Origin of the sequence: Streptomyces sp. NPDC015127 (assembly GCF_043080095.1) — a bacterium.
Lineage (GTDB): Bacteria > Actinomycetota > Actinomycetes > Streptomycetales > Streptomycetaceae > Streptomyces.
This window is the reverse complement of the sequence record NZ_JBIBVE010000011.1, coordinates 331,197-345,354: the sequence shown is the minus strand read 5'-3', so window position 1 is coordinate 345,354 and position 14,158 is coordinate 331,197. Positions and strand designations below refer to the sequence as shown.

General features: G+C 70.7%; 11 protein-coding genes and 1 pseudogene. 4 read left to right on the top strand and 8 right to left on the bottom strand.

Annotation, left to right across the window (positions count from 1 at the left end; genetic code table 11):
• Together ACF08N_RS23390 and ACF08N_RS23385 are read right to left on the bottom strand one after the other, a co-directional pair.
• Positions 1–509, bottom strand: a 509-nt coding sequence (locus ACF08N_RS23390) for an alcohol dehydrogenase catalytic domain-containing protein (protein ID WP_392326599.1), incomplete at its 3' end; no start/stop codon positions are given.
• A gap of 376 nt (positions 510–885) precedes the next feature.
• Complete coding sequence (locus tag ACF08N_RS23385; protein ID WP_392326598.1) at positions 886–1,365, bottom strand: MFS transporter; 480 nt, start codon at positions 1,363–1,365, stop codon at positions 886–888.
• 128 nt (positions 1,366–1,493) lie between these two features.
• Here ACF08N_RS23385 and ACF08N_RS23380 point away from each other — a divergent pair, with 128 nt between their 5' ends.
• The 4 genes from ACF08N_RS23380 (at position 1,494) to ACF08N_RS23365 (ending at position 4,585) form a co-directional block, all read left to right on the top strand.
• A complete protein-coding gene (locus ACF08N_RS23380) occupies positions 1,494–1,856 on the top strand; it encodes a cupin domain-containing protein (protein WP_392326597.1) in 363 nt (120 codons plus the stop codon).
• A 37-nt stretch (positions 1,857–1,893) separates the two neighbouring features.
• Entirely contained in the window at positions 1,894–2,700 is an 807-nt protein-coding gene (locus tag ACF08N_RS23375) for an IclR family transcriptional regulator (RefSeq protein ID WP_392326596.1), read from the top strand.
• Between the two features lie 82 nt (positions 2,701–2,782).
• Positions 2,783–3,655, top strand: coding sequence for a formyltetrahydrofolate deformylase (gene purU / locus ACF08N_RS23370; protein WP_392326595.1), 873 nt, complete (start codon positions 2,783–2,785; stop codon positions 3,653–3,655).
• Between the two features lie 132 nt (positions 3,656–3,787).
• The gene (locus ACF08N_RS23365) at positions 3,788–4,585 is read left to right on the top strand and encodes an IclR family transcriptional regulator (protein WP_392326594.1); all 798 of its coding nucleotides are present in this window, start codon (positions 3,788–3,790) and stop codon (positions 4,583–4,585) included.
• A 31-nt stretch (positions 4,586–4,616) separates the two neighbouring features.
• Here ACF08N_RS23365 and folP read toward each other — a convergent pair.
• From folP to ACF08N_RS23335, 6 genes and pseudogenes are all read right to left on the bottom strand, one after another.
• Positions 4,617–5,386: pseudogene (gene folP / locus ACF08N_RS23360) on the bottom strand (dihydropteroate synthase); the annotation flags it as partial.
• A 121-nt stretch (positions 5,387–5,507) separates the two neighbouring features.
• Positions 5,508–6,110, bottom strand: a complete 603-nt coding sequence (locus ACF08N_RS23355; RefSeq protein ID WP_392326593.1) for a sarcosine oxidase subunit gamma — start codon at positions 6,108–6,110, stop codon at positions 5,508–5,510.
• Complete coding sequence (locus tag ACF08N_RS23350; protein ID WP_392326592.1) at positions 6,103–9,381, bottom strand: sarcosine oxidase subunit alpha family protein; 3,279 nt, start codon at positions 9,379–9,381, stop codon at positions 6,103–6,105. Before ACF08N_RS23350 ends, ACF08N_RS23355 begins: the two co-directional genes overlap by 8 nt.
• Positions 9,382–9,393: 12 nt before the next feature.
• Entirely contained in the window at positions 9,394–10,659 is a 1,266-nt protein-coding gene (locus ACF08N_RS23345; RefSeq protein WP_392326591.1) for a sarcosine oxidase subunit beta family protein, read from the bottom strand.
• 58 nt (positions 10,660–10,717) lie between these two features.
• Positions 10,718–11,578 (bottom strand): bifunctional methylenetetrahydrofolate dehydrogenase/methenyltetrahydrofolate cyclohydrolase, encoded by an 861-nt coding sequence (locus ACF08N_RS23340; protein ID WP_392326590.1) that lies wholly within the window; start codon positions 11,576–11,578, stop codon positions 10,718–10,720.
• Between the two features lie 36 nt (positions 11,579–11,614).
• Positions 11,615–14,053 (bottom strand): FAD-dependent oxidoreductase, encoded by a 2,439-nt coding sequence (locus ACF08N_RS23335; protein ID WP_392326589.1) that lies wholly within the window; start codon positions 14,051–14,053, stop codon positions 11,615–11,617.
• Positions 14,054–14,158 lie beyond the last annotated feature (105 nt).

Genomic DNA, 14,158 nt, shown 5'->3' with positions numbered 1-14,158 from the left:
GCGCCGAACCCGGCCATCACACCGCAGCCCAGCAGTCCCGCCGCGGCGGGAGAGGCGGCCGGGTCGACCTTGGTGCACTGGCCGGCGGCGACCAGCGTCTTCTCGGCGAAGGCACCGATGCCCAGGGCCGGGGACAGCGGGGTGCCGTCGGCCAGCGTCATCGGCTGGGTGGCGTTGTGGGTGGCGAAGCAGTACCACGGCCTGCCCTTGCTGCACGACCGGCATGTGCCGCACACGGCACGCCAGTTGAGGACGACGAAGTCGCCGGGCGCCACGTCGGTGACGCCCTCGCCGACTGCCTCGACCACGCCCGCGGCCTCATGGCCGAGCAGGAAGGGGAACTCGTCGTTGATCCCGCCCTCCCGGTAGTGCAGGTCGGTGTGGCAGACACCGCAGGCCTGCACCTGCACCAGCGCCTCACCCGGGCCGGGGTCCGGCACCAGGATGGTCTCCACCGAGACCGGTGCGCCCTTCTTCAGGGCGAGGACGGCGCGTACCTCGTGTGTCACGGTCGATCTCCTCGTCGAGGGGACGGCCGAATGCGATCTTCGGATCTTCGGCCTGACGTTCTGGATGGGGGGAGGACATCGATCGCTCCCCGGAGCGATCGACAGGGGAGGGAGAGAACTTCACCCGGCCCGGGCGAGACCCGGGGGCCGAGCCAACTTACAAAGGTTGCGTATTGCGCAATGAAATTCGCCATAAGCAACGACCGACCAAACTGTCTCCCTGCGGACACTCACTGTCAAGGGGGTTGGCTGAGCGAAGTTGTCATCCCGGCGGAAAACGGACGCCGGACAGCCACGGACGCGACGCCGGAAGCACTGGCCTCCTCGGCCCACGCGAAGGACACCAGCCAGCCCACCCCGATGATGCCGGCGCCGATCAGCATGGTCGTACCGATGCCCTGCCGATCCAGGGAGATCGGCAGCAGATACGTACCGGCGGCGGCTGCCGATACGGCTGATCGAGGTCGCCACCCCTCCCGCGGTGGCCCGGATACCGGTGGGGGAAGAACTCGTTGGGATACGTCCACTCCAGCACCGCGGGACCGCCCGGCAGGAGGGCGTAGGTACAGAAGCACACGATGACCACCGCGATGGGAAGTGCGTTGCCGCCACCCAGCACCGCGAGCGGCACCACCATCTGGGCCTCGGCGGCACGCCCCTTGTTCACCAGCCACAGCGGCGACTCCGGCGTAGCGATGCGCATCAGCAGGATCACGGCGCCCAGCACGGCGCCCGAGGCGAGCATCCGCCGCCAGGAGCCGTTGCCCGCAATCTCGGCCATCACGTAGCCGACCACACAGGCGGCCGCCGCACCGACGTACCGGGCCGCCGGCGCAGGCCCAGGTGAGTTTTCCACGGGCATCGCCCCGCGCCCTTGACGATGCCTCACCTCATCCCCATGATGTTGCGTATCGCGATGCTTGTTCTACATAGAGAAACATTGCGCTGGACACGCGAAGCCCTGGGAAGATCGGACTTGACACCATGACGATCAGCTTGAACGCCGGTTCACTGTCCTCCGCCGAACTGGAGGACCAAAAGGAGCTGGCCCCGCCCACGGCCACTCCGCTCGGCGGCCCCATGCGGACCCGCAGCCGGCGGATCTTCACCTCGGACGACGACCGGATCGTCAGCGGCACCTGGGAGTGCGAACCCGGGGAGTCGGCCTGGGACTTCGCCGATCGCGGGGAGATCATCCACGTGCTCTCCGGGCGCATGACCTGCGAGGAGAAGGACGGCACGACGACCGAGGTCGGCCCCGGCACCACCGCGGTGTTCCCCATCGGCTGGCAGGGCACGTGGACGATCCACGAGACGCTGCGCAAGATCTTCGTCATCTACAAGTAGACGTCCACGGGGGGACCGTTATGCGTGAGGTCGCGTGATGGCAGACGCCGTGCACCAGCCGGAGCACTCGCACCAACCGGAGTCCCCTGTGCAGTCGGTCGACCGGGCCGTGAGCATTCTCGAATTCCTCGGCCGCCACGAGGAGGCGGGCGTCACGGACATGGCCGCCGCACTCGGCGTGCACAAGTCCACGGCATCCCGGCTGGCCACGGCCCTGGAAGTGCGCGGACTCATCGAGCAGACCGGGGACTGGGGCAAGTACCGACTCGGCCTCGGCCTGATCCGTCTGGCCGGCGCCGCCACGGTCCGGCTGGACCTCTCCCAGCAGAGCCGCCAGGTGTGCGAGCAGTTGGCGGACCAGGTCGCGGAGACCATCAACCTGGCCGTCCTCGACCGCAACGCCGCCATCAACATCGACCAGGTGCTCGGCCCCTCGGCCATCACCACCCACAACTGGCTGGGCCGGCGTACGCCGCTGCACGCCACCTCCAGCGGCAAGATCCTCCTGGCCCATCTGCCCGAGCCCGAGCTCGCGAGCAGACTCGCGGGGCCACTGGAGAGCTACACACCGCACACCGTCACCGATCCCGGGACCCTCCGGGCCCAGTTGAAGCGCGCCCGCGCGGACGGCTGCGCCTACAGCGTCGAGGAGCTCGAGAAGGGTCTGAACGCGGTGGCGGCACCGGTCTTCACCTTCAACGGAGAGGTGATGGCGGCGCTCAGCGCCTCGGGGCCGTCCTTCCGGCTGACCGAGCAGCGGCTGCCGGAGGTCTCCGCCGCGGTGCGGGCTGCCGCCGAGAAGATCTCGGAGCGCCTGGGCCACTTCCGCCGGGCCACCCCTTGACCACGCGGTCATCCCCATTCAATCATGTTGCGCATAGCTCACCGTGTTGCGCAATCCGCACCACCGACCGACGGAGGAAGGCATGTCTCCTCGACCGCAGCCCGGCCGTGAGTTCATCCTCACCCTTTCCTGCCCCGACCAGGCCGGCCTCGTCCACGCCGTGACCACCTATCTCGTGAGCCACTCCGGCAACATCCTGGAGAGCCAGCAGTTCGACGACCGGCTGCAGGACCGCTTCTTCATGCGGGTCCACTTCGACGTCTCGGACCCCGGCATCTCCCTGGAGGACCTGCGCACCGGATTCGGCCCCGTCGCCGAGACCTACCGGATCACCTGGCAGCTCCACGACGCCTCGACCCCCACCCGCGCCCTGATCATGGTGTCGAAGTTCGGCCACTGCCTGAACGACCTGCTGTTCCGCAAGTCCACGGGCGCGCTCAACATCGAGATCCCGGCGATCGTCTCCAACCACCGCGACTTCGAGCCGCTGGCGCAGAGCTACGGCATCCCCTTCCACCACGTCCCGGTGACCAAGGACACCAAGGCCCAGGCCGAGGCGCGACTGCTGGAGCTGGTGCGCGAGCTGGACGTCGACCTGGTGGTGCTGGCCCGCTACATGCAGATCCTCTCCGACGACCTGTGCAAGCAGCTCGACGGCAAGGCCATCAACATCCACCACTCGTTCCTGCCGAGCTTCAAGGGCGCCCGGCCGTACGTCCAGGCGCACGAGCGCGGTGTGAAGCTCGTCGGGGCCACGGCGCACTACGTCACGCCCGACCTCGACGAGGGCCCGATCATCGAGCAGGACGTCGTCCGCGTGGACCATTCGCGCGACCCCGACGAGCTGGTCACCATCGGCCGCGATGTCGAGGCCCAGGTACTCGCCCGCGCCGTCGAGTGGCACAGCCAGAGTCGGGTGCTGGTGAACGGACACTGCACCGTGGTCTTCCGCTGACGGGGTGGGCCGTGCGACCATGCGGGCGGCCGGAACCGGCCGTCCCGCGCCGTCCTCCACTGCCCCGCGGGACCCGGTGGAGCCTCTCGGGGACCCATGGAGACCTACGGAACTCATGCGTATAGTTGCGCCATGAGCAACTACACCGCAGATAGCGAAACAGCGGGTCCCGCGGTGAACGGTGTGCAGTCAGTCGACCGCGCCGTCAGCGTCCTGGAGATCCTCGCCCAGCGCGGCGAGGCGGGCGTCAGCGAGGTGGCCGCCGAGATCGACGTCCACAAGTCGACCGCGTTCCGTCTGCTCGGGGCCCTGGAGGCGCGCGGCCTGGTCGAGCAGACGGCCGAGCGGGGCAAGTACCGGCTGGGCTTCGGCATCGTCCGCCTGGCCGGCGCGGTCACCGGCCGCCTCGACGTCACCCAGCAGGGCCGCCCGGTGTGCGAGCGGCTCAGCGAGAAGATCGGCGAGACCGTCAACATCGCCGTCCTGCAGGAGCACTACGCCGTCAACCTGTATCAGGTACGCGGCCCGGGCGCCGTCGGCACCCACAACTGGGTCGGCCAGCTCACCCCGGTCCACGCCACGTCGAGCGGCAAGATCCTGCTGGCCCACCTGCCGGCGAAGGAGCGCGCCGACGTGCTCGCGGCGGCCGGGATGCGGAAGCTGACGCCGCACACCCTGACGGCCAGGACAAAGCTGGAGAAGAACCTCGCCGAGGCGCGGGAGCGCGGGTACGCGATGACGCTGGAGGAGCTGGAGATCGGTCTGCACGCCATGGCGGCCCCGATCCGCTCCCGCGACGGCGAGGTCATCGCCGCGCTCAGCGCCTCCGGCCCCGCGTACCGCTTCACCGAGGAACGCATGCACGAGCTGGCACCCGCGCTGATCGGCGGCGCGCAGGAGATCAGCCACCGGATGGGCTCTCTGGGCTGAGGCCCCTCAGGGGCGCTCGGCCCAGCGGCGTTCAGCGTATTCGGGTCAGCGGCGACCGTGCCGACGCCGCCGCCTCGATGTCCCAGCGTGCCGTCACACGTACCGCGTCGGCCGTCGAGGCGACGTCGTGCACGCGCAGGCACCGGACACCCTGTGCTACGGCGAGCACGGACACAGCGGTCGTCGCGGCATCCCGCAGTCGCGCCGGGCGGGGTTCTCCCGTCGTCCGGTCCGCCAGCAGGCTGCCCAGGAACGACTTGCGTGACGCGCCCACGAGGACGGGATGTCCCAGGGCCACGACGTCCCCGAGGCGGCCGGCAGCTCCCTGTTGTGGTCGGGCGTCTTGGCGAAGCCCAGCCCGGGGTCGACGATCAGGCAGTCCGGCCGTATCCCCTCCTCCAGCGCCGCGTCGATCCTCGGCCGCAGCTCGTCGAGCACATCGGTGACGACGTCGTCGTAGACGGTCTTCGCCTGCATGCCGGCGGAGTGCCCGCGCCAGTGCATCAGCACGTACGGCATGCCCGCCCGGGCCATCAGCGGCAGCATCGCCGGGTCGGCGAGGCCCCCTGAGACGTCGTTGACCAGCCGCGCGCCCGCCTCGACGGCGCGGGCGGCGACCTCGGCCGGCATGGTGTCGACGCTCACGATCGCGCCCGCCGTGGCGAGTTCCCCGACGACGGGCAGGACGCGTCGCAGTTCCTCCTCGACCGGTGGGCGTGCCGCGCCGAGCGAAGCGAGATGGGGGTCCCCCCGGACGGAGTCTGGGGGGAGGGTCGACTCACCTCCCACGTCAACGACGTCCAGGAGTCCAGCCTTCGGACGTACGACGATGAGGTACTGCGCAAAGCCCTGTGGGAGCCCCTCGACGGAGCTCCCACAGGGAGGACGGGCGAACCCGTCCGTGTCGTTCGGACGTACTCCGTCAGACGTATTCCGTCGCCGCGTCGAGCAACCAGTCCGCCAGATAGCCGGCGAACGTGGCGCGCACCAGGACCCAGAACCCGGCCCTGGGTTCGTCCCGGGCGACGAGGACGACCTGCGTGCGGCCAAGCGTCGTCTGCGCGCAGCGTCCGGCGCCGAAGGCCCGCGGGTGCAGGTCCAGCGGACAGCCGTGGGCCAGCAGGTCACGGGCGCGAGGGCCCGTGACCAGGAGCGTGGTGCGCTGCGCGGAGACGTCGATCACGGAGACGAACTCGTCGCCCGCGGCCTCCCGGATCCGGCTCTCCAGGTCCCGCTCGCTCCCCGGCGGTCCCACCAGCAGCCACTCGTCCGGGCCGAGCCACAGCGCGGTCAGCTCTCCCGCGCGGACGACGGTGTTCGGCTGGAACGGCAGCGGGAGGTCCAGTGCGAGCCCGACGGTTTCCGCCGCCGCTCCCTTGGCGTCGAGGCGCACGTTGAGCTGGGCCAGGAAAGGGAGTTCGGCCAGCCGGATCGCGCCCCCGGACGTACGTGTCGCTGCGGCCAGGCGGTCCGCGACCTGCGACAGCGGGCTGCGGAGCGGGGCGGAAAGGGTGGTCTCAGCCATCGCGGCGGGCTCCTTCGGGGTCGTAGAGGACGGGGCCGGCGACGGTCACCGGGACCAGTTGGTCGCCGACGGGGGCGTAGAGCCGCTCGCCGATGCGGTCCCGGCCGCCCTTGATCAGGGCGAGCGCGAACGTCCGGCCGAGGGCGGCGCTGCGATAGCTGGAGGTGACATGTCCGAGCATGGGGACGGGCGGGGCCGGCAGCACACCGTCGGCCACGAGGTGGGTGCCCTCCGGGAGGAAGGTGCCCGGGTCGTCGGGGAGCAGGCCGACCAGGTGCTTGCGGTCGGGTCGGACGGTGTCCGCACGGGCGTAGGACCGCTTGCCGATGAAGTCCGGCTTCTTCTTCGACACCACCCAGCTCATGCCGAGGTCCTGCGGAGTGACGGTGCCGTCGGTGTCCTGGCCGATGATCGGGTAGCCCTTCTCGGCGCGCAGGACGTGCATGGTCTCCGTGCCGTACGGGGTGATGCCGTACGGGGCGCCGGCCTCGTACACGGCCTCCCACAGGGCGAGGCCCTGCCACGGCGACACGTTGATCTCGAAGGCGAGTTCGCCGGAGAAGCTGATCCGGCAGACCCGGGCCTCGATGCCCGCGACGGTCGCCTCCCGCCAGGCCATGAACGGGAAGTCGTCGTTGCCCACGGCGAGTTTGGGCGCGAGCGAGGCGAGGACCTCGCGGGACTTCGGACCGACCAGGGCGACCGTGGCCCACTGCTCGGTCACGGAGGTGCAGTGGACCTTCAACTCGGGCCACTCGGTCTGGAGCCACTCCTCCATCCAGTCGAGTACGGCGGCGGCGTTGCCCGTCGTCGTGGTGACCAGGAAGCGGTCTTGGGCGACACGGATGACCGTGCCGTCGTCGAAGACCATGCCGTCCGGGCGGCACATGACGCCGTAGCGGATCATGCCGACCTTCAGGGTGCTCATCATGTTGGTGTAGAGCCGGTCGAGGAAGACGCCGGCGTCCGGGCCCTGCACGTCGATCTTGCCGAGGGTGGAGGCGTCCATGAAGCCCACGCTCTCGCGGGTGGCCCGGCACTCGCGCAGCACGGCGGCTTCCATGTCCTCGCCGTCCTGCGGGTAGTACCAGGGGCGCTTCCACTGGCCGACGTTCTCGAACAGGGCGCCGTGCGCGACATGCCACTCGTGGAGGGCGGTCGTGCGGACCGGGTCGCTCAGCGCGCCCCGGTCGCGGCCCGCCAGGGCGGCGAAGGAGACCGGCGTGTACGGCGGGCGGAACGTGGTCGTACCGAGCGCCGCGATGTCCACGCCGAGCAGTTCTGCGACGATGCCGCCGGCCAGGACGCCGGAGGTCTTGCCCTGGTCGTTGGCGGTGCCGGCCGTGGTGTAGCGCTTGGTGTGCTCCACCGAGCGCAGACCGGCGCCGGTCGCGCGGGCCAGGTCGTCGACGGTGACGTCACGCTGGAGGTCGACGAAACGGAGGCCGTCCGCGTCACCCGGGACGACGTACACGTGCATCGGCGGCGTCTGCCGCGGCTGCGCGGGCACCTCCGGGAGGCGGGGCGTCTCGGGCGTGTAGCCCTCCGCCTCCACGGCGCGGGCACCAGCGGCCGCGCCCTGTGCCAGGACCGTGGCCGGGTCGAGGACGCCGCTCGCGCTGCCCGCGACCTCGACCGCCTGGCGACAGGTGTCGGGTACGAAGGAGCCCAGCGTCTCGTCGTAACGGAGCTTGCCGCCGGACTGGCTGAACAGGTGCGCCACCGGATTCCAGCCACCGGAGACCAGCAGCAGGTCGGCGGCGAACTCCCGCTGTCCCGCCGACTCTCCGTACGGCGCGACGGACACGGCGGTGAGGCGGGCCCCGCCCTCCGTGCCGGTGACGGCGTGCCCGGCCAGCACCTCGATACCGGCCGCCCTCGCGCGCTCGGCCCACTCCCCCGGTTCGGTGCGGGTGTCGACGATCGCCGCGATGGCGAGGCCCGCCGAGGCCAGGTCCAGCGCCGCCGCGTACGCGCTGTCGTTGGTGGTGAAGACCACCGCGTGGCGGCCCGGGAGGACGCCGTGGCGGTTGACGTACGTACGCGCCGAGGCGGCCAGCATCACTCCGGGGCGGTCGTTGTCCGCGAAGGCCAGCGAGCGCTCGTGGGCGCCGGTGGCAAGGACGACGCGGCGGGCGCGGATGCGCCATACCCGCTCCCGGGAGACGTTCTCGGGGGCGGCGGCGCCGAGGTGGTTGGTGCGGCGCTCGACGGCCAGGAGGTGGTTGTCGTCGTAGTAGCCGAAGACGGTGGTGCGGGGCAGGACACGGACCTCGGGGGCGGCGTCGAGCCGCTCCGTCACCTCCCGCACCCAGTCGAGGTGCTCGGCCGTGCCCAGGAGGCTGCCGCCGAGTTCCGGCTGGTCGTCGGCGAGGATGACGCGGGCGCCGCTTCTCGCCGCCGCCGCCGCTGCCGCGAGGCCGGCCGGGCCGGCGCCGACGACCAGCAGGTCGCAGTGGGCGTATACGGCGTCGTAGCGGGCGGGGTCCGGCTCCATGGCGAGGCGGCCCTGGCCGGGGAGGCTGCTCGCGACCAAGCCGTCGTAGAGCTCGACGGTCGTGGCCGGGAGCATCGGCTCCGGGAAGGGCTCCTCGATCTGGATGACCGCGTTGGGCTCTTCGACCCCGGCGGAGAAGATGCCTCGGGGCCGACCGAGCTTGATGCTGGTCCCGGCCTGGACGACGCCATTGGCGAGGAGGGCGGAGGCGAGGGTGTCGCCTCGGAAGCCCTGGTATTCGGTGCCGTCGAAGGTGAAGGTGAGGGGTTCCTCGCGGTGGATTCGGCCGCGGGCGGGGTGGCGGAACGGGTGACCCGCGGCGGAGCCGCTGATGGATGCGGCGCCCCCGCCGCCCCTGCCCGTCCCTCCCCCAAACTCTTCGAGCAGGGGGGACCCCCAGCGGGGCTTCGCCCCTTCGATCCCACTGGGGGCCTGCAGCCCCCAGACATCCGCTTCGTCCTCAAACGCCGGACGGGCTGACAAGAGCGGCCTCGGCTCAAGAGTTGCCGGGCGTTCATCGCCCGACCGGTACACCGCCAGAACCTCGTTCGTCGCCGTGTCCCGTACCGCGTTGAACCAGCGGCGGCAGCCAGCAGCATGGCTCCAGCGCTCGGCGAAGGGGCCCTTCGGGTTGTCGCGGAAGAAGAGGTAGCGGGCCCACTCCTCGTCGGAGAGGGGCGCCGGGTCCTCCGGGTACGGCACGTGGGCCTGGCCGCCGTAGTGGAACTCGGCCTCGTCGCGGGGCCCGCACCACGGGCAGGGGATGAGCAGCATTGGTTCGGCTCCCTAGTGGGCCACCGCGGCCGCGCCGTGCTCGTCGACGAGCGCGCCGGTGGTGAAACGGTCGAGCGAGAAGGGGGCGTTGAGGGCGTGCGGGGTGTCGTGAGCGATGGTGTGGGCGTAGACCCAGCCGACGCCCGGGGTGGCCTTGAAACCGCCCGTTCCCCAGCCGCAGTTGAGATAGAGGTTGTCGACGGGGCTGAGCCCGATGATCGGTGAGGCGTCGGGGCTGACGTCGACGATGCCGCCCCAGGTGCGCAGCACGTGAGCGCGGGCGAAGACCGGGAAGAGTTCCAGGGCCGCCGACATCTGCTCTTCGATGATGTGGAAGGCGCCGCGCTGGGTGTACGAGTTGTACGCGTCGATGCCCGCGCCCATCACCAGCTCGCCCTTGTGGGCCTGGCTGACGTACACGTGGACGGCGTTGGACATGACGACCGTCGGGTGCACCGGCTCCAGCAGCTCGGAGACCAGGGCCTGCAACGGGTGACTCTGGACGGGGAGTTCGATGCCCGCCATGGCCGCGAGGACCGAGGTGTGGCCCGCCGAGCAGAGCGCGACCTTGCCGGCCGCGATGGGGCCGAGGTTGGTCTGGACTCCGACGACGCGGTTGCCGACCACGTCGAGGCCGGTGACCTCGCAGTTCTGGATGATGTCGATCCCCGCGGCGTCCGCCGAGCGGGCCAGGCCCCAGGCGACGTAGTCGTGCTTGGCGATGCCGGCGCGCGGCTGGTAGGTGGCGCCCAGGACCGGGTAGCGCACGTCCTGCGAGATGTTGACGATCGGGCAGACTTCCTTGACGCCGTCCGCGTCGAGCCACTCCGCGTCCACGCCGTTGAGGCGGTTCGCCTCCACGCGGCGCACGCTGTCGCGGACGTCCTGGAGGCTGTGCGCGAGGTTCAGCACGCCGCGCTGGGAGAAGAGGATGGGGTAGTCGAGCTCCTCCGCCAGTCCCTCCCAGAGCTTGAGCGCGTGCTCGTAGATGCCGGCGCTCTCGTCCCACAGGTAGTTGGAGCGGATGATCGTGGTGTTGCGGGCCATGTTCCCGCCCGCGAGCCAGCCCTTCTCCAGCACCGCGACATTGGTGATGCCGTGGTTCTTGGCGAGATAGTGCGCGGTGGCGAGGCCGTGTCCGCCGCCGCCGACGATCACCACGTCGTACGACCGCTTGGGGTCGGGCGTACGCCACAGGAAGTCGGGGTGGTCGGGGAGGTCGGCGCCTGGGGGTCCCACCACGCCCGCAGGGCGTAGGGGGAGGGTGCGGGGGCTCATCGGACGTCTCCGTCTTCTGAAAGGTGCGGATACTGCGGGTGCTTGGGGACGTGCGCGTTCATACGGCGGTGGCGTTCCTCTCGGCGGCCTCGACGACGTTGGCCAGCAACATCGCTCGGGTCATGGGGCCCACACCGCCGGGCATGGGCGCGATCCAGTCGGCGACCTGGGCGGCGTCCGGGTGGATGTCGCCGACCAGGCCCTGGTCGGTGCGGGTGATGCCGACGTCCAGGACCGCGGCGCCGGGGCGCAGCATGTCCTTGGTGACCAGTCCGGGCGAGCCGGCGGCGGCGATGACGATGTCCGCCTCGCGTACGTGCCAGGCGAGGCCCTTGGTGCCCGTGTGGCACAGGGTGACGGTGGCGTTCTCGGAGCGGCGGGTGAGCAGGAGGCCGATGGGGCGGCCGACCGTGATGCCGCGGCCGATCACGCACACCCGCGCCCCGGCGAGGGGCACGTCATGGCGGCGGAGCAGTTCGACGATGCCGCGCGGGGTGCACGGCAGCGGGGCCTCGACCCCCAGGACGAGCCGGCCGAGGTTCACGGGGTGCAGGCCGTCGGCGTCCTTGGCCGGGTCCATGCGTTCCAGTACGGCGTTGGCGTCCAGGTGGCGCGGCAGTGGGAGCTGGACGATGTAGCCGGTGCAGGCCGGGTCGGCGTTGAGCTCGTCGATCGTCTCCTCGACCTGCTGCTGGGAGGCGTCGGCCGGCAGGTCCCGGCGGATGGAGGCGATGCCGACCTGGGCGCAGTCGCGGTGCTTTCCGGCGACGTAGGCACGGCTGCCCGGGTCGTCGCCGACAAGGACCGTGCCGAGGCCCGGCGGAAGGCCGTTCGTGGCCGTCAACTTGGCCACGCGCTCGGTCAGTTCGCGGCGGATGTCGGCGGCGGTCGCCTTGCCGTCGAGTAGCTGTGCGTTCACCGGCGGTGTTCCTTCCCTCGGATGCGACGCGGGGTGTCAGCCACGGAGGCGGGACATGGTGGGGTCGAACAGGGGCTCCTCGGCGACGACCGCCTCGACGCGCTGGTCGAAGTAGCCGATCTGCACGGGCGTGCCGGGGGTGGCCAGCTCGGCCGGGAGCCAGGCGTAGGCGATGCCCTTGCCGATGGTGTAGCCGTAGGCGGCGCTGGTGACGTAGCCGACCGCGCGGTCGCCGTCGTACACCGGCTCCTTGCCCAGGACGACCGAATGCGGGTCGTCGATGGTGAGGCAGGTCAGCTTGCGTCGTACGTCGGCCTTGCGACGCTCCAGTGCGGCCTTGCCGATGAAGTCGCCCTTGTCGAGCTTGACGGCGAAGCCGACGCCGGCCTCGTAGGGGTCGTGCTCGTAGGTCATGTCGGTGCCGAAGGAGCGGTAGCCCTTCTCCAGGCGGAGGCTGTTGAAGGCGCCGCGGCCGGCGATGACGCCGCCCAGTGGCCCCGCCGCCTGCCACAGGGTGTCCCACAGTTTCAGGCCCTGGTCGGCGGTGGTGTACAGCTCCCAGCCGAGTTCACCGACGTACGACAGGCGCATCGCCGTCACCGGGACGCTGCCGATGTAGGCGCGCTTGGCGCGGAAGTACTTCAGGCCGTCGTTGGAGAAGTCCTCGTCCGTCAGGGGCTGCAGGACCTTGCGGGCCAGCGGGCCCCACAGGCCGATGCAGCAGGTGCCCTGCGTGATGTCGCGTACCTGGACCGTGCCGTCGGCGGGGAGGTGGCGGCTGAACCAGTCGAGGTCCAGGTTGCCGTTGGCGCCGACCTGGAAGACGTCACGGGCGAGGCGGGCGACGGTGATGTCGCTGCGGATGCCGCCGTCGTGGTCGAGGAGCAGGGTGTACGTGACCGAGCCGACGGACTTGGCCACCTTGCTGGTGCACAGGCGCTCCAGGAACTCGGCGGAGCCGGGCCCGCTCACCTCCAGCCGCTTGAGGGCCGTCATGTCGTACATCGCGACGGTCTCGCGGGTGGCCTGCGCCTCGGCGCCGACGATGGGCGACCAGAACTGGGCGGCCCAGTCGTTGGGGGTGGGGATGGAACGGCCCTCGACCAGCTGAGCGTTGGCCTCGTACCACTGCGGGCGCTCCCAGCCGCTCGCCTCCAGGAAGAAGGCGCCGTGCTCCTGCTGCCGGGCATGGAAGGGGCTGGTGCGGATCGGGCGCGGGTCGCCGGACGGCTGGAGCGGGTGGAGGATGTCGTAGACCTCGACGAAGTTCTGGCAGTCGCGGGCCAGGACGTACTCCGGGGACAGCTGGTGCGGCTCGAAGCGGTTGACGTCGCACTCGTGCAGGTCGAACGAGGAGCAGTGCCCGTCGACCAGCCACTCGGCCATGGCCCGGCCGACGCCCGCGGAGTGGGTGACCCACACCGCTTCGGCGACCCAGAAGCCCTTGACGTCCGGGGACTCGCCGAGCAGCGGGAAGTTGTCGGTGGTGAAGGAGAACAGGCCGTTGATGCCCTCCTCGACCTTCGCCTCGCGCGTCGAGGGGAGCAGCGCCTGCGTCTCGCTCCAGGCCTGCTCGAAGTCCTCCTCGGTGAACTTCAGGACCGAGGGCATCTCGTCGGCCTCGTCCACGGAGAGGATGTCGTCGGCGGAGATCGGCATCGGGCGGTGGCCGTAGTAGCCGATGCCCAGGCCGTCGAAGCGGTCGCGGTAGTAGAGATCCGCGTCCTGGTGGCGCAGGATCGGGCGGACCGCCTCCTCCGTCTGGCTGGCGAGGGCCGGTATCGGGCCGGTCCACGCGAGCTGGTGGGCCAGCGGGGTCAGGGGCAGGTTCATGCCGACCATGCGGGCGATCTTCGGACCCCAGATGCCGGCGCAGCACACGACGATGTCGGCGGGGATCTCGCCCTGGTCGGTCAGGACGCCGGTCACCTCGCCGTCGGCCTTGAGGACGTCGAGGACCTCGTGGCGGGCCAGGAAGCGCACGCCGCGCTCGGTGGCCCGGCGGATCTGCGCCTCGACGGCGAGGACCGCCTTGGCGAGGCCGTCGGTCGGGACGAGGAGGCCGCCGAGGACCTTGTCGCGGTCGACCAGCGGGTGCTTCTCGACGCACTCGGCGGCGGTCAGGATCCGCGACTCGATGCCCCAGGCGGTGATCCAGCCGTGACGGCGGTGCAGCTCCGCGAGGCGCTCCGGGGTGGTCGCCACTTCGAGGCCGCCGACCTGAAGGAAGCAGGGCTTGCCCTCGACGTCGAGAGAACAGAACTTCTCGACGGTGTAGCGGGCCATCTCCGTCATGGTCTTCGAGGAGTTCGTCTGGAAGACCAGGCCAGGGGCGTGCGAGGTCGAGCCCCCGGTGGCCGGGAGCGGACCCTGGTCGACCACGGTCACGTCGGTCCAGCCCCGCTCCGAGATCTCGTCCGCGAGAGCCGCGCCAACGACTCCCGCTCCGATGATGACCACACGCGGTCCCGCCATCGCCGCACCTCCGGTTTGTTAACCAGTCGAGCCGATCGAGTTGCTGTCTACGCAACTTGATTCAGGTTGCGCAACTCAATGTGCCTTCCGTGCAGGAGGGTGTCA